Source organism: Candidatus Eisenbacteria bacterium (genome assembly GCA_018831195.1).
In the GTDB taxonomy this organism is placed as follows: Bacteria; Eisenbacteria; RBG-16-71-46; order CAIMUX01; family JAHJDP01; genus JAHJDP01.
On sequence record JAHJDP010000107.1, the window covers coordinates 54,252 to 69,351 of the forward strand.

Below are 15,100 nucleotides of genomic sequence, written 5' to 3' on the forward strand. Positions count from 1 at the left end.
CGTTACCGGCCTTCCATCCCATTCTGGATTTTAATCGCCTCTCGGAAGTATTCCACAGTTCGAATCAGGGCATCTCGTATATCAACCTTTGGTTTCCAATCCAGTTGGCGCTGCGCCAGAGTTATATCCGGCTGTCTCACTTTTGGATCATCTTCAGGGAGTTCCTGAAAGACGATCTTGCTGCGGCTGCCGGTGATTTCCAGAATTCTCTCCGCCATTTCACGCACCGTCATCTCTTGCGGATTTCCTATGTTTACCGGCTCAACGGAATCAGAGGCCATAAGTTTTACAATGCCCTCTACTAGATCAGTGATATAACCAAAACTCCGGGTTTGGGTTCCATCGCCATAGATGGTTATATCCTCACCCCGCAAAGCCTGTGTGATAAAATTCGGAACCGCCCGGCCGTCATTCATACGCATCCGGGGGCCAAATGTATTAAATATCCTTACTATTTTTGTTTCTACGCCATGATAACGATGATATGCCATTGTCAGCGCTTCAGCGTATCTTTTGGCCTCATCATATACACCACGTATCCCGATTGGATTAACATTTCCCCAATATGATTCTGGTTGGGGATGGATGAGGGGATCGCCATAGACCTCTGAGGTCGATGCAAGTAAAAATTTTGCATTTTTCGCTTTCGCCAGTCCTAGGGCCTTATGCGTGCCCAGGGCGCCGACCTTAAGTGTATGGATGGGCAGCCGCAGATAATCGATCGGACTTGCCGGACTCGCAAAATGAAGAACATAGTCCAGCGCTCCCTCGACGTAAATATAATTCGTTACATCATATTGAATGAAGGTGAATTCAGGACTTCGAATATGAGCAATATTATCCGGTGAGCCTGTGAGAAGATTATCCATGCAGATAACCTGATGCCCCCTCTCCAGCAGACCGTCACACAGGTTTGATCCGATGAATCCTGCGCCACCGGTAATTAATATTCTCACCTCATTACTCCTTTCAATTGTCCTTGACATCCTCTGGCGGAATTCTTTTCCGCACCCTATAAGGACGTTCTCTCTGCAAACCCGCGATCATCTCACCCAACAAGCCCATTGTAACAAATTGAATCCCCAGAATTATGAGAACAACACCAAACAGCAATAATGGGCGAACTCGAAGGCTATGCTCAATGATCCAGATGCAGGCCATATAAATATTTATCAGAACACCGATCCCAAGAAAGGCCACACCCATCCGGCCGAAAACATGAAGCGGACTGCGTTGATGTGATGACATGAACATCACTGTCAACAAATCAAGGAATCCGTTTAGGAAGCGTTCAGCACCGAATTTCGAAGTCCCGAAACGCCTTCGGTGATGAATAACCGCCTTTTCACCAATGCTAAAGCCTTGGCGCGCCGCCAGAACAGGAATGAATCTGTGGAGCTCACCATGCAGTTCCAGTTGTTCCACAACTTCCCGCCGATACGCCTTGAAACCGCAATTGAAATCATGTATTTTTATCCCGGTAACAATCGATGTCACGGAATTATAAAGCCTTGACGGCCAGACTTTTGATATTGGATCCCGTCGCTTTTGTTTCCATCCCGATACCAAATCGTAATTTTCCAACATTTTAATCATGTCCGGGATCTCACGCGGATCGTCTTGAAGATCAGAATCCATGGTGACAATGATTTCACCGCGGGCCGTATCGAATCCCGCCGCCAGAGCAGCCGATTTCCCGAAATTCCGTCGCAGCGAAATCACTCGAAGATGGGCATCCATACGACTCAGCTCCTCCAGCACAACCACTGAGTCGTCATTTGAGCCGTCATCAACAAAGATAATTTCATAAGTACTATCGGTTTTTATCAAAACATCGGTGAGAGCCGAGTGCAGTGCCTGCAGGGATTCTTTCTCATTATACGTGGGAATGACAATTGATACCGCAATTCTCTCAAGTGACATAATCAAAGCCCCCGCCTCAGGCAGGCATCCATCCAAAGGGCCATTTCCCGCAAACCTTCTTCCAACAGTATCTTTGGTTTAAAAGATATTTCACGGCGTGCCAGTGCAATATCTGCGCCCGTATGCAGCGGATCACCTGCGGGTCGTTTTTCGTACTTTATCCGTATTGACTGACCTAATATCTTTTCCATAGTTTTTAATATTTCGTTGATGCTCACCCGGTGGCCCCCGCCTATATTATATATCCCATTTTCAGAACCCTGATCCATTGCCTGAATGGTTGCATGCACAATATCGCCGACGAAAGTTACATCCCGGGTTTGATTTCCATCACCAAAAACAAGAATTTCATTATTTGTCATAATAGCGCGAAAAAAACGATGAAAAGCCATGTCGGGCCGTTGTCGAGGACCGTAGACTGTAAAATATCGCAGAGCCGCCACCGATTGCTTAAAACAGCGGTGATATGCCATGACGAGATGTTCGCCCGCCAGCTTGGAAACTCCATAGGGCGACATCGGCCGTTTCGCATCATCCTCCCGAACCGGCCGACCCGGCATCTCTCCGTAAACAGATGAGGAGGAGGCATAGATTAACCGGCGCGGGCGGGTTATGATACATGCTTCTAGAAGTCGCTGAGTCGCTAAGACATTTTGACGATCATAAATTCGATAATTCTCGCCCCAGCTGTCCCGCACGCCGGGCCTGGCCGCCAGGTGGAAAACGAAGTGCGCTCCTTTCAGGATTTCAGTGAGATCAATTTCCATCAGGTCTCCATGAATCCATTGGAATTCACGACGGGCCTTCAGTGACTCTAGATTCCACTCTTTAATCCTGCAATCATAATTGTTGTCCAGTGCATCAATGCCTATAACACGCCATCCCGCTGATAGAAGAGCGTCGCTCAATTGTGAACCTATAAATCCCGCGGCTCCTGTTACAATACAAGTATTTGACATTTTCCCCACATTACCGGGGGTGTGCAACCCCGGTGGAATCTAAAGTTTCAACGATGATACGCCGTGCGTCTAGGAACGCGGCATCATCCGGTTTAAACCGCAACCATCGATCAAGAATATCCAGCGCCAATCTAGGTTGATCAAGACTTACCAGGAATTGAAATAGATTAACATAACTTTCCCGGTCCGCTGGATCCATATTCAGAGCGCTTTCATAAGACCGCAACGCATCATTGTTTTTGCCCTGAGCCTCTTGAGACAAACCCAATAGTCTCAGAACTTGGACATCGCCATCACCCTGTTTCACCAAGTCCATGAATGTGGATTCAGCTTCAGCATAGTTTTGCATCCGGTAATAGATGACTCCCAAAGTATAACTTGTTCCAGGATAGGTCGGGCTGATGTTTTTTGCTTTTTCCAAGGCTTCCAACGCCAAACGCCGATTCTCTTCGTCTCCTCCGCGCTGCACATATCTGTGCGCTATCCCAACCCAACCTGAAGCGTAATTTTGCACCAACTTTGATGCGGTTTCATCCTTGTAAATAGAATCGTCGTGTTTACCGTTCTCATCCAATAATCCGCGATAGGAAAATACTTCGCCCAGATTCCTTTGCGTCAATTCCACATCGATCCCGCCCTCTCCAGGTTTCCGGACGGAAAATACAAGTCCTTCCTGAACCAGGCGATCCTTTAGTCCACGAAGATCCGGAACGGTCACAGCGATATATATCGGCCGTTTCCCATAATAAACATCAATAATTCGATGCACACAGATATCATTAACCCAGACAACTTCGCCATCCCGATCAATATAGGGACGAAGTGCGTCGATCGTCTTATCATCCCACCCAAGATCTACTTTCGGTTCATAATCCCGAAGCTGCCGGATATACCATTGTGTTTGCAGTAGCGAGAGATTTACTACCCGGATATCCCGTCGGAGGTATTCAACCTCCTGTATATACCACAGTGGAAATGTATCATTATCACCATTAGTAAAAAGAATGGCATCAGGCTCCAGAGGGGTCAGCATGTTGCTCGCATAATCCCGCGCGATCCAAAACTTCGAACGATCGTGCTCAAAATAACCAGCTTTGGCCGGCATAAGACTCAATAGTACGGCCACCACGCCGACAACAGGCAGGATGAAACGGCTTGTACTCCTATTAAGACTATCCTTCAAGGTAAGGAACAGCTCACCGACCCCCAAACCAATCCATACGGCAAAGAATTGATAACTTGCGACAAAGAAATAATCCCTATCCCTGACTTCATTCTCTCTAAAATTCAGGTACCAAATGAGAAACAAACTGGTCGATAGGTAAAGCACCGTCATAAAGATGGCGCCTTTCTTCTCTCTGATCCAGTGGGCAACGACCCCCATCAATCCCAGGGCATATGGCAAATAGAGTTTCAGACCTCCCGGAAGGATCCCTAAATTGTACTGATCGTGCGCATACCTCCAAAAGTGCTTAGTAAATTGAATGGCAAAAGTTGTTTGCCTTTGTATGAATGGATTGGGTGGTTTATATTGATCTCTTGTTAAAACCAGCCAAAACGCCTCCCAGGTTGAAGGATCGGCTTCATTGATTCCAGGATCCAAATGGGACCGAATAAACAAATAGAGATGCACAGAAACACCCAGAAAACCAAGACAAAAAAACCAGAAGGCATAGTTCCTTCGACCGAGCGTTTTCCAAGAAAAGACAACCACCAATCCATAAACTCCTAAGGATATGGCCAATGCCATGGGAATAGACGTTTGTTGATTAAGTATAAAGAAAAGAAGGATAGATAATCCAGCCACGACCATTGACCCAAGAAACCGGAAATTAAGTACTGTACGGGAATCAATGACGGCTACAAATAAAACAATCGCCGGCAAAACAATAAACGTGCCCATGTGAATACCAATGGACAGGAACAGGAGATATACAATAAGAACCAACATACCAGGTTGCGCGGGGGAAACGGCTCCGCCTCGATCTCCCCTTTCATGCTTGTTCGCGCTCCACTTCCGAAAGCTCTCGACGCCGTCGGCCCATTTTAATGCCATCCAGACGGTGAGAATCATGACCAGACCGGAGAGACCGTAGACCTCCGCCTCTACGGCATTATCCCAGTAAGTTCTCCCAAATGCAGTGAAGAATCCAGCGACTAAACCCGCCGCCAATGCCATCCACTGGCCCCATCCTATCCGGGAAAACCTTCCTGCGGCAGGGTTCTCGGATGGAGTTTCCCAAGCTTCTTCAACCCCCGGCCAGCGCCGAAAGAATTGAATAGTGACGAGATAGACAAAAACAGCCGCAACAGACGAAGAGATAGCGGATAAATAGTTTACCCGGGTAGCCACCTCCCATATCGGAATCAAACTAAAGAGACGCCCGATGAGGACATACATCGGAGTTCCTGGTGGGTGCGGGACGCCGAGAATATGCGAGCTGGCGATGAATTCCCCGCTGTCCCAAAATGGACAAGTTATATTTAGCGTCGCCAAGTAAACGATTTGGGTTACGACAAGGACCGCCAATCCCCCCAAGGAAATTGGAGTCAGCAGGCGTTTCCACACCGGAATTTTATTCGGGGCGGCATTCCAGGCCGTGGACGCTTCCTCTTTCATCTTTGTGTGCCTTTCCTAAAACCTATTTTCCGCCAACCTCCGATTCACCGGTTACGGAACGGCCGGTGAACCGATAACATGCTCAATCAGATTCAAGGTCTCTCGTGTCGACTTTTCCCAATGGAATTCACCAGCCCACTTCACGCCCTCCCGGCTCATCCGGAGCCAGAGCTGGTTATCCGTCAACAAGCGGATCAATGCAGCCGCCAAAGCCTTCACATCGCCATGAGGCACCAGCAGTCCGGTCTCCTCATGCCTTACCGATTCTCTGAGACCCGGGCTATTGGAAGCGACAGCAACACAACCGGTGGCATTGGCCTCGATAACGGACAAACCCCACCCTTCCTTGGGCGACGTGTAGACAAGAATACGACTTTTATGAAGAAGATCCAGCTTATCGCGCCCCATCCGCATCCCCAGAAAACGGACGGAATCCTTCAAGCCCATACGCGTCGTCAGCTCTTCCAGCTGCGGACGGTAATCCCCATCCCCCACAATCCAGTATTGGGCCTTAGGAACGGTCTTGAGTATCGTGGGCATGGCCAAGATGGGAAGCTCGATCCTCTTGTATTTCTTCAACCGGCCCAGATAAAGGAAAATGGGCTCAGGAGATGACGGCCGCTCACTGGGAGGAACATGAAGATCATGGTCTATTCCACTTCGTATAAGGTGAATGTGCTGCTGAGGGATGCCGCGCGAGATCAAATCGTCTCTGGTTGTTCCGGAAAGGGCCGAAAAATGGCTTCTTTTGTAGATGCGGGGAATAAATTGTTCATATAAGTAAACATAAGCCGCCAGGAGAAAGGGCGCCTCCTTGAAAACCGTCGTCCCAAACAGATGCGGGACAATGCAAAGAGTCGGTGTGTTTTTTACAAATAGGGGGGAGTAGAATGGAATTTTATTTATATCCTCAACAACCAAATCAATCTTTTCCCGCGCCGCCATCGATCTCAGGAATAGAGCCGCCTTAAAATTGAAGTTATACAGATTCCCGACTCTATAAATCTGCATTCCATCAATCTCATCCCGCGAGGGGCCGCCGGGAAAACTGCCGCACAGAAACGATATCTTATACCCTTGGTGTTGGATTCGACGAAATATCTCATAAATGATGACTTCAGCGCCACCCCACTGCGGATGCCTGATGTCCCGGTAGGAAATGATGAGTATATGCCGTTTCATGTGGTGTGAATCTTCCTCCCCAATACGCCTATCATCGCTGTCGTATACAATCCCCATCGGTATTTCGATAAGATCCGGCGCCAGCGTCGTCCCATGGCCGAAAGGGGCCATATCTCAGGCGGATATAAAGGCAATCGCGCCAACCCACTTCGGCGTAGCATGAAACGGATGCCGCGGTAAAAAAGCCCCGGCACAAACCAGGCGCCATAGGTTCGAACAACTTGAAACCCATGCTCCCGCATGAGGTGTTCCAATTCCGCAGGTGTAAATTCAGTTTCCCAGCCTGCAAACCACCTGCCAAGGGCAATCAGAATGTGCTTTCCAAACGTGTACAAATGGTACTTTTGAGGTACATCGGCGAGACAATAACCGTTCTTCGCCGTTATCCGAAAATTATCCCTCAGCAAATCTCTGGGCTCACGAAAGTGCTCGAGCAGTCCCTGGTGGAAAACCAGATCAAAGGTGTTATCCCTGAAGGGTGATCGTGTCGCATCCGCACAGACACAGATGACCTCCGCTCCGTCTTCCTCAGCCAATCGGCGGATAACCTGAAACGAAGAGGCAACATAATCCAGCAACACTACTCGGGCTCCATTTCGAGCCAGAATGAGACTATCTCGGCCAGAGCCAGCGCCGACTTCGAGAACCCACTTGTTTTTTAAGGGAAGATCCAGGAGATGCTTTAACAATCTATCTTCATTCGAATAGATTTCTTCTACCTGGGCTTCCTGCCGCCAATAGCGCTCCCAGTGCTGCGAGGTGGATTCTTTCATGCCCCGCCTGCGTCTCCTTCCAATTCTCCCGGTCTAAAGTGCCTGGCGATGGGATCCAGGACCCCATTTACAAAGGCGGGAGATTCATCCGAACCATAGCGGGTCGCCAGGCGCACCGCTTCATCCAGGATGATCCTGGCATCAATAGCGGTTTGCCACTTGAGTTCGACACCCGCCAGACGGAGAATCGCGCGCTCGACCAAGCCCAAACGTTCGGCATCCCAGGATTTCAAAACAGATGAAATGACCTGATCGATCGGCTCAAGTCCCTGCTCGCATGCCGCCGTCAATTGCAAGGCGTACTCGCGGCCCTCCATCGTCAACCGAAACTTCCCAAGGGAAAGCTCCATGATCTCCAGGAGAGAATCCCGAGTAACACCAGATTCATAGAGGGCGCGAAAAACCAGTTCTCTCGCCTTTCGACGCCCGCCCCTTCTTTGTAGATCGTTTAATTTCACTATATTACCGGACTATCATCTTTTCCGGGACCCCGGTTTTTGTCCGGCCTTCGGTACAAGATTCGCCATCTCGATGGCCACAGACGCAGCTTCATATCCACGACCGCCGCCCTTCATTCCAGCCCGGTCAATTCCCTGCTCCATGGTATCGACGGTCAGGACACCGAAAATCGTGGGGACTTCCGTCTCTAAATTGATATGCGCCAACCCTTTTACCACTTCACCGGCAATGTACTCGTTGTGCGGTGTCTCGCCTCGGAGAACGCACCCCAGGGCCATGATGGCGTCGTAAACTCCGCTCTTCGCCCGAAGTTTCGCAACAAGTGGGATTTCAAAGGAACCAGGAACCCAGTAGATATCCACATCCGTCTCTCGTCCTCCATGTTGCTGAATACACTCCAAGGCGCCTGTAACGAGTCGATCGGTGATTATTCGGCCATACCGGGACGCCACGATACAGAATTTCTTGCCTTTGGCATCCAATGTCGCTTTAAACTCATTTGCCATCACTCCATCCTCCGTCTGCCCACAGGCGCTTGCGGCTTGTGTCAATCCGATCGGGAACCTTCCTCGTCCTGAAGGGTCTCATCATGTCCACTGCCGAAAAGATGTCCCAGTTTGGTTCTCTTTGTCTCTAAGTAGTGACGATTCTCCTCTTTTGGAGAGATCTCAAGAGGAATCCTTTCGACGATTTTCAGTCCATACCCTTCCAATCCCGCCCTCTTTTTTGGATTGTTGGTCATCAGCCGAATCTCTCGGACGCCCAACTCAGCGAGTATTTGGGCCCCGATACCATAATCACGCTCATCAGGGCGGAATCCCAGCTTCAGATTGGCTTCCACCGTATCCAATCCCTGATCCTGGAGATGATAAGCCCGAATCTTGTTTTCCAGACCTATCCCCCGTCCCTCCTGCCGCATGTAGAGGAAAACACCGCGTCCCTCTTTCCCTATCCGCTCCAGCGCGAGATCCTTCTGTTCACCACAATCGCAACGATGACTTTCCAGGACATCCCCGGTAAGACATTGGGAATGGACCCGGACCAAAACCGGTCCCCCGGATGATACATCTCCCTTAACGAGGGCGACATGGACATCTCCTTCCAGAACGCTCCGGAAGATAAAGAGTTCAAAATCCCCAAAACGAGTTGGGAGGTGTGTCCGCACAATTTTTCGGATCAATTGATCATGATGACGTCTGTACTGGATAAGAGAGGCGACTGAGATGATTTTGAGATCAAACCGCTTGGCCATCTTGCGCAAATGTGGCAACCGGGCCATCGACCCATCCTCATTCATGATCTCACACAGAACTCCGGCGGGAGTCAACTGAGCCAATCGTGCAAGATCAACGGCCGCTTCGGTATGTCCGGCTCGCCGAAGGACTCCACCCTGAGCCGCCCGAAGGGGGAAGATATGCCCGGGTCTCGCCAAATCTTGAGGTCGGGTCCTGGGATCAAGCAAAGTCCTGATCGTCACAGCTCGATCCTGCGCGCTGATTCCGGTCGTGGTCTCCCGGACAGCATCAACACTTACCGTAAACGAGGTTCCCATCTTGGATGTGTTCTCCGAAACCATTGGATGGAGATCGAGTTCTTTCAATCTCTCCTCAGCCAATGGGACACAGATGAGACCCCGACCGTAGAGGCTCATGAAATTGACCGCCTCCGGCGTCACCTTATCGCCTGCCATGATAAAGTCGCCTTCATTCTCGCGATCCTCATCATCGACAACAATAAGCATCCGGCCGGCGCGGATCTCCTCGATCGCCTCCTCGATTGAATTGAGCTCTTCTGGGTCCTTTGAATCCCTCATAACCTCTGTGACTCCCTCAGTGCTATCCATTATATCCATCGTAAAGACGCTCCACACCTTCTGTTCAATGATCTCTTCCACCTGCATCATCACATCTTAGGATTTTTGAAATCGTTTCCGTTGAAATGTTATCGTTTTCCAAAAAACGGAGAAGATATCGGGCCATTAAATCGACCTCGACATTTATCATTTCGCCGCTGCGAAGTCGGCCCAGTGTCGTTCTCTTAAGTGTTTCTGGAATCAGATGAATTTCACATCCGCGAGGCACAATTTTGCCGATGGTGAGACTGACTCCATCCAGGGCGATCGAACCCTTCTCAGCGATGAAGCGCCTGAGTTCTGCGGGAATTTCCAAGATCAGCCTTCTGGAGGCGCCGTCTCTCCGAATATTGATGAGGCGGCCCAGGCCATCAACATGCCCCTGTACAAGATGGCCACCCAATCGAGCCGAGAGCCGGAGAGCCCTTTCCAAGTTTACTGGGGTTCCTTTACGCCAAGCACCGGCATTGGAGCGTTTCAAGGTTTCTTTCATGGCGAACACCTGAAAAGTGTAGGCGGCCGGATCCATCTTCTCGACGGTCAAACAGACGCCACCAATCGAGACAGAATCACCGGTGGATAATTCCTCCATGACCTTATGACCCTGAATCACGAAACGCTTCCCCCCGGACTCGACTCGGGCGGAATAGATCTCTCCGATCTCTTCAATGAGTCCTGTGAACATTCTTCCTCCGGGGATTCCATTGGTGAATGAGCTGCTCTGAAGCCAGAGAGGGCCAAGCCACGATAATATCTTCTCCCATTTTTCGAATCTGAGGGGGCGCCAGTTCGACCCCCTCCTTCAAATTGGAGATCCCGAGATCACCCAACCAGGTCCAATATCCCCCAAATAGCCGGGGAGCCTGAACTAAGATCAGCCGGTCCATCAAACCGTCCGCCACAAAGGATGTCGCTATCTCCCTTCCCCCCTCGCAAAGCAAATCAAGGAGCCCTTCACGGGCGGTCCTTTGTAGAAAGGCCCTTAAGCAAATAAGACCATTTTCTGTCGGGGGGAGAACCCAGACCCCGATGCCGCGTTCTCGAAAAAAGTCACATTGTTTCTTTGACGCCCCATCCGTTGTGACAAGGATCGTTTCGGCATCCTTGCCAAGAATCCGGGCATCCTGAGGTATCCTCAAATCCTGATCCAAGACGATCCGGACGGGTTGCCGACCCCGAAGCCGGTGATCTGTCAGGAGAGGATCATCGGCTAGAACCGTCCCGACACCGACAACGACAGCATCGGATCGTCGCCGAACACGATGAACATAGCTCCGTGAGGTAGCACTGCTGATCCACTTTGATAAACCGTCTCCCACCGCACACCGGCCATCGGCGGAAACGGCCAGTTTTAGGGTCAGATGAGAACGCCCAGCCAGTCTGTGCAGAAAATAGGGGCGGTTCAATTCCCTGGCTTCCTTTTGAAAGATTCCTGTATCTACCTGGATTCCTCGAGTTCGCAAGATTTCAACACCTTTGCCGCGAAGCCGGCGGTCTGGATCGAGGGTCGCCACCACAACTCGCCTTATCCCGGACTGTACAATGAGATCCGTGCAGGGTGGCGTTTTCCCATGATGTGCACAGGGTTCTAGTGTCACATAGAGCGTATCACCGTGAGCGTTTGAGAGCGCCTCCGCTTCAGCGTGGGATCCCCCAAAAAAGTGATGATACCCCTGCCCAACGATAGAACCGCGGCGGACCAGGATGGCGCCAACCCGCGGATTTGGATGGGTCCCGCCAACGCCCCGCCGCGCCAATGCCAGGGCTTGCCGCATAAACTTCATTTCATTGTCTGCTTTGTACAACAGGGCTCTCTCCATAATCAACGGCCGCTCAACCCCGGGGCCATGGGATTGAACGGCCGTTGAAGAGTTTCCTCAAAGGTCAAGAATTCTAAAATACCAAGTTGTGAGGATGACTCTCATCCCTCTTCCATCCCGACTTTAACGGTCGGCTCCTGATTTTCACAAGATCAGCCCCAGCTATAGGGGTTCGCGGGCTATCACCGCCGATCGGGGATTTCACCCTGCCCCGAGGGAAAATTCTCTATTATAAAACTTTATCCTTTTCGTTCACCTCCTCATAACCGACATCGGTGATCTCTTTCTCATCCCACGGGAATGTGGATGATTTTGAACCAGCTTTTGATGTCCGCCGGTCAGCACCCTCACCGCTTCTCTTCAACGATTCATGGCTCCCCAGGAGTCCGCGTAAAAGTTTCCAAATGATCCTAAGAACGAGAAAGGCGATGACCCAGCGCAGAAAGACCATAATCAATTGTAAGCCCCTCCGCTGCGAAATCGATCTAACATGCCAGTCGCCGAAAATGTCAACGGGATCCCTATTCAATCAGCCCGGGTGAATCTGTTGATGAGTCGGAAGATCTGACACCCAGGCTCCGAAGATAGTTTTCAATGATTTCTTCGGCCACGGAAACATCTTCAGGAGAAACCAGAACCCAGCCCCAGCTACCAGATAGAGTCATGGCCACACCACCATATCCCGGGACAAATGATGATCGCACGACGGCCGCTATACCGACATCTTCGAGAACAGCCTGCACCGAGATAGCGGCTATTTCATGCGGAGCGTTGTAGACAGAAATTAATTCGCGCCAATGCAAGGCATGGGAAGACACTTCGGAATCACTGTCCTCAAATGTTGCCCATCTGTCCTTTGGGAAGCAGAAGGGACAACCGTCCGCCGACTCTACGGTTCGCCGGCAGCGAATGCAGATAAGCTCCCTATCTCTTGCGGGTGAAATCATGCTAACCCTACTCCCATCTTCTACTTAACTTAAGCTGGGTTTTGGGCATTGTCAAGCGGGACAGGTATCGGGAGGGATAGGCTCTCTTCAGGAAGTCTCTATTTATAAGTCAATGAAGAGGATATGGTCGACCTGCAGAAGGCTCCCTATGAGGGCGGCCAGAAATTGGATGAGATGGTAGATGGCTAATTTGTCTCCCAGAGATGGTCAGGGCCTGCAATCAAACAGGTAACGGCTACAGGCACACCACCGACAAAGGTGATCTCATAGTCGTCATTATCTGAGTTTTCACTGCTGGGACACTCAGCTATGGCTGAGGAGATGAGGCCGGCATTGAAAAGGTCAAGACAGCTCACACTAGCATCGATAATGCCATTATCCATGCCGTAAGCCGTGGCCGCCGTTGAAATATTCTTTTGATTGCTCATGCATTGGGCAGTCTTTGCGCGCTCTTGGAGTCGGATATAATTAGGAATCGCCATGGAAGTTAATATTCCAATCACTACAACGGTAACCATGACCTCAACCAGTGTAAAGCCGCGCTGCTCTTGTTGTTCGCTCCATTTTTCTTGTCGCAGAATCATGGCCCCCTCATTTTAATCGGTGATCCATTCGAATCTCCCGTATAAACAACAAGCACAAATCAGGCCATAATCCATGAAGTCCTTTATCATATTGTCATTCAATAGGATAGGGGCATTCTCGTGAATTTTTTTCTCCGTCGACAGGTGCTTCCTATCCGGCATTTTGCAACACTGTGGGCATTATGAAAACGGTAGAGGCCGACTGCTAAGCAGCCGGCCTCCAAGACGGGTTCAACCGTAGAGCAGGGACTAATCCTCAACTCTTCATTCTTTGCTACGAAGCGACCTCGAACTCGATCCGCCGGTTCCTAGCGCGGCCATCGTCCGTATCATTCGTATCAACCGGCACCGACTCGCCCTTACCTTCAGTGACGAAACGTCCGGCATCAATGCCCCGTTCGACCAAATATGCTTTGACAGCTTCAGCCCGTCTTAACGAAAGCGCTGTGTTGTACTCATCGCTGCCAATATTGTCAGTGTGTCCGGTGATCTTTACTCTGATCTCAGGATTCTCATTCATGATCCGGATAACATCATTCAAGACCGGAATAGGATCAGCATGGCTGATTTCAGCCGTCCCGAACTTGAAGTTGATGTAGGCCCGAGGGAACTCGATCGGCTTCTCATCCGGGCAACCATCGGTGTCCTGGAAGTTATTGAACACCTCAGCCACGCCAGGGCAAGTGTCATCAGCATCCAGAATGCCATCACCGTCATTATCCAGATCGGCACAGCCATCTTCATCACGGAAGCCATCAAAATCCTCGGCCATATTAGGGCAATCGTCATAGATGTCTGCAATGCCATCGCCGTCATTATCGGAGTCGGGGCAGCCATCTGTGTCTTCAAACCCGTCCATGTCCTCGGCCAGATCCGGGCAGCCATCATTTGCATCGGCTATACCGTCGCCATCACGATCTCTGACCCCACCGCCGTAACCGGCGCCCCAAGTATCGCAGGGATCCCCAAATTTCAGGGTCGCAGAGATGCGATGATTCTCATCCAGGAAATTTTGTGGCTCATTGATATATGCATAGTCAATTTCCAGGAAGTTTAGACGGAATCCGATACCACCGGCGAATTTGCCATCATCGGCGCCGAGGCGCAAAGCCGCCCCGATATCCTCAGATAGAGGCACACTTGCCTCTGCGCCAAAGTGGATCTTCACGTCCTCTTCATGCCGAGTCTTCTCGACATCAAATGCTCCGATGATTCCAGGCATGGGTGAAAATGCGATGCCAGCCCTGAGATTTGCTGGTATATCATTCGTACCTTCATCGCTTCCCAAGCCGGAAGCGACATCCTGGACGGCAATACCGAACCGAGCCCAATCGGTAAGCATCATTCCAGCGCCGATATCAACGGCCCAGCCATTGGCCGAATCGTCGTTGACACTGGCGCCGACTGATTGCCGCAGATACTTACCGGTGATACCAACCGAGAAGATTTCATAGGATTTGGCAAGATGTCCCATGAGGGCTAGATCTTTATAATCAAAATCACCCTGGTGGGTATTATCACCATTCCATTCCTCAATGTCGCTCATCCCCGCGGAGATTAACGACAGACCAAAGGCTCCCCAATGTGCTTTGTTGGAGAATCCCAAATAGTTGTAATTCCGGTCTAGATTCATCGCCGCGGAATACATGCCGGTAAACTGCATGCCACACGACCAATCCAATCCTGCCGGATTCCAATATCCAGCCGTTACATCATCAGCAACGGCGACAAAGGCACCGCCCATACCAAGGGCTCTAGCGCCTAGTCCCATGCGTAGGTAGGCTGCGCCGTGATTACTGGTACCGCCATCCTCGCCGGCAGCCATGCCCATCCCCGGAACCAAGAGGAATCCTCCTAGAGCGAGAAGCAAAGCCCCGGCGGTTATCCTACCCCGACGCCATCTCAACATCTCAAGACCTCCTTCGTTGAACCCGTCGTCCATTCCAGCCTGAGGGAAGGGTGCGGGGTGAAGCCCTGAAGC

The 15,100-nt window shown here is 50.6% G+C and carries 15 protein-coding genes and 1 riboswitch; all 15 genes read right to left on the reverse strand.

What is annotated here, in order from left to right; all coding sequences use genetic code 11:
- Positions 1-2 precede the first annotated feature (2 nt).
- Positions 3-986: an SDR family oxidoreductase gene (locus KJ970_18840; protein ID MBU2692980.1), complete on the reverse strand. Its 984-nt coding sequence runs from the start codon at positions 984-986 to the stop codon at positions 3-5.
- Positions 970-1,908 carry a glycosyltransferase family 2 protein gene (locus KJ970_18845; protein ID MBU2692981.1) on the reverse strand — a complete coding sequence of 313 codons (939 nt, stop codon included), beginning with the start codon at positions 1,906-1,908 and terminating at the stop codon, positions 970-972. The genes KJ970_18840 and KJ970_18845 overlap by 17 nt, the downstream gene beginning before the upstream one ends.
- A gap of 17 nt (positions 1,909-1,925) precedes the next feature.
- Positions 1,926-2,882, reverse strand: a complete 957-nt coding sequence (locus tag KJ970_18850) for a GDP-mannose 4,6-dehydratase (protein MBU2692982.1) — start codon at positions 2,880-2,882, stop codon at positions 1,926-1,928.
- Between the two features lie 10 nt (positions 2,883-2,892).
- Positions 2,893-5,502 (reverse strand): DUF2723 domain-containing protein, encoded by a 2,610-nt coding sequence (locus tag KJ970_18855; GenBank protein MBU2692983.1) that lies wholly within the window; start codon positions 5,500-5,502, stop codon positions 2,893-2,895.
- A gap of 51 nt (positions 5,503-5,553) precedes the next feature.
- Positions 5,554-6,684 (reverse strand): glycosyltransferase family 4 protein, encoded by a 1,131-nt coding sequence (locus KJ970_18860; GenBank protein ID MBU2692984.1) that lies wholly within the window; start codon positions 6,682-6,684, stop codon positions 5,554-5,556.
- Complete coding sequence (locus tag KJ970_18865) at positions 6,681-7,457, reverse strand: class I SAM-dependent methyltransferase (GenBank protein ID MBU2692985.1); 777 nt, start codon at positions 7,455-7,457, stop codon at positions 6,681-6,683. Before KJ970_18865 ends, KJ970_18860 begins: the two co-directional genes overlap by 4 nt.
- Positions 7,454-7,915 (reverse strand): transcription antitermination factor NusB, encoded by a 462-nt coding sequence (gene nusB / locus KJ970_18870; GenBank protein MBU2692986.1) that lies wholly within the window; start codon positions 7,913-7,915, stop codon positions 7,454-7,456. Before nusB ends, KJ970_18865 begins: the two co-directional genes overlap by 4 nt.
- A gap of 15 nt (positions 7,916-7,930) precedes the next feature.
- Positions 7,931-8,422 (reverse strand): 6,7-dimethyl-8-ribityllumazine synthase, encoded by a 492-nt coding sequence (ribH, locus tag KJ970_18875; GenBank protein MBU2692987.1) that lies wholly within the window; start codon positions 8,420-8,422, stop codon positions 7,931-7,933.
- Between the two features lie 41 nt (positions 8,423-8,463).
- Positions 8,464-9,729, reverse strand: coding sequence for a bifunctional 3,4-dihydroxy-2-butanone-4-phosphate synthase/GTP cyclohydrolase II (locus KJ970_18880; protein MBU2692988.1), 1,266 nt, complete (start codon positions 9,727-9,729; stop codon positions 8,464-8,466).
- 64 nt (positions 9,730-9,793) lie between these two features.
- Positions 9,794-10,453, reverse strand: coding sequence for a riboflavin synthase (locus KJ970_18885; protein MBU2692989.1), 660 nt, complete (start codon positions 10,451-10,453; stop codon positions 9,794-9,796).
- Positions 10,434-11,594: a bifunctional diaminohydroxyphosphoribosylaminopyrimidine deaminase/5-amino-6-(5-phosphoribosylamino)uracil reductase RibD gene (gene ribD, locus KJ970_18890; GenBank protein MBU2692990.1), complete on the reverse strand. Its 1,161-nt coding sequence runs from the start codon at positions 11,592-11,594 to the stop codon at positions 10,434-10,436. Before ribD ends, KJ970_18885 begins: the two co-directional genes overlap by 20 nt.
- Before the next feature lie 94 nt (positions 11,595-11,688).
- Positions 11,689-11,811, reverse strand: a riboswitch (FMN riboswitch).
- A 6-nt stretch (positions 11,812-11,817) separates the two neighbouring features.
- On the reverse strand, positions 11,818-12,045 hold the full coding sequence (locus KJ970_18895) for a hypothetical protein (protein ID MBU2692991.1): 228 nt from the start codon (positions 12,043-12,045) through the stop codon (positions 11,818-11,820).
- A 64-nt stretch (positions 12,046-12,109) separates the two neighbouring features.
- A complete protein-coding gene (locus KJ970_18900; GenBank protein ID MBU2692992.1) occupies positions 12,110-12,535 on the reverse strand; it encodes a DUF2007 domain-containing protein in 426 nt (141 codons plus the stop codon).
- Between the two features lie 185 nt (positions 12,536-12,720).
- Positions 12,721-13,119: a prepilin-type N-terminal cleavage/methylation domain-containing protein gene (locus tag KJ970_18905; protein MBU2692993.1), complete on the reverse strand. Its 399-nt coding sequence runs from the start codon at positions 13,117-13,119 to the stop codon at positions 12,721-12,723.
- Between the two features lie 274 nt (positions 13,120-13,393).
- The gene (locus KJ970_18910) at positions 13,394-15,028 is read right to left on the reverse strand and encodes a PorV/PorQ family protein (protein ID MBU2692994.1); all 1,635 of its coding nucleotides are present in this window, start codon (positions 15,026-15,028) and stop codon (positions 13,394-13,396) included.
- Positions 15,029-15,100 lie beyond the last annotated feature (72 nt).

Bases quoted from the DNA above. Each gene is read 5' to 3' on its own strand.
- KJ970_18910 (MBU2692994.1), bottom strand. From the start codon at position 15,028: ATGTTGAGATGGCGTCGGGGTAGGATAACCGCCGGGGCTTTGCTTCTC.
- KJ970_18885 (MBU2692989.1), bottom strand. From the start codon at position 10,453: ATGTTCACAGGACTCATTGAAGAGATCGGAGAGATCTATTCCGCCCGA.
- KJ970_18850 (MBU2692982.1), bottom strand. From the start codon at position 2,882: ATGTCAAATACTTGTATTGTAACAGGAGCCGCGGGATTTATAGGTTCA.
- ribH (MBU2692987.1), bottom strand. From the start codon at position 8,422: ATGGCAAATGAGTTTAAAGCGACATTGGATGCCAAAGGCAAGAAATTC.
- KJ970_18840 (MBU2692980.1), bottom strand. From the start codon at position 986: ATGTCAAGGACAATTGAAAGGAGTAATGAGGTGAGAATATTAATTACC.
- KJ970_18905 (MBU2692993.1), bottom strand. From the start codon at position 13,119: ATGATTCTGCGACAAGAAAAATGGAGCGAACAACAAGAGCAGCGCGGC.
- KJ970_18860 (MBU2692984.1), bottom strand. From the start codon at position 6,684: ATGAAACGGCATATACTCATCATTTCCTACCGGGACATCAGGCATCCG.
- KJ970_18855 (MBU2692983.1), bottom strand. From the start codon at position 5,502: ATGAAAGAGGAAGCGTCCACGGCCTGGAATGCCGCCCCGAATAAAATT.
- KJ970_18865 (MBU2692985.1), bottom strand. From the start codon at position 7,457: ATGAAAGAATCCACCTCGCAGCACTGGGAGCGCTATTGGCGGCAGGAA.
- KJ970_18900 (MBU2692992.1), bottom strand. From the start codon at position 12,535: ATGATTTCACCCGCAAGAGATAGGGAGCTTATCTGCATTCGCTGCCGG.
- KJ970_18880 (MBU2692988.1), bottom strand. From the start codon at position 9,729: ATGAGGGATTCAAAGGACCCAGAAGAGCTCAATTCAATCGAGGAGGCG.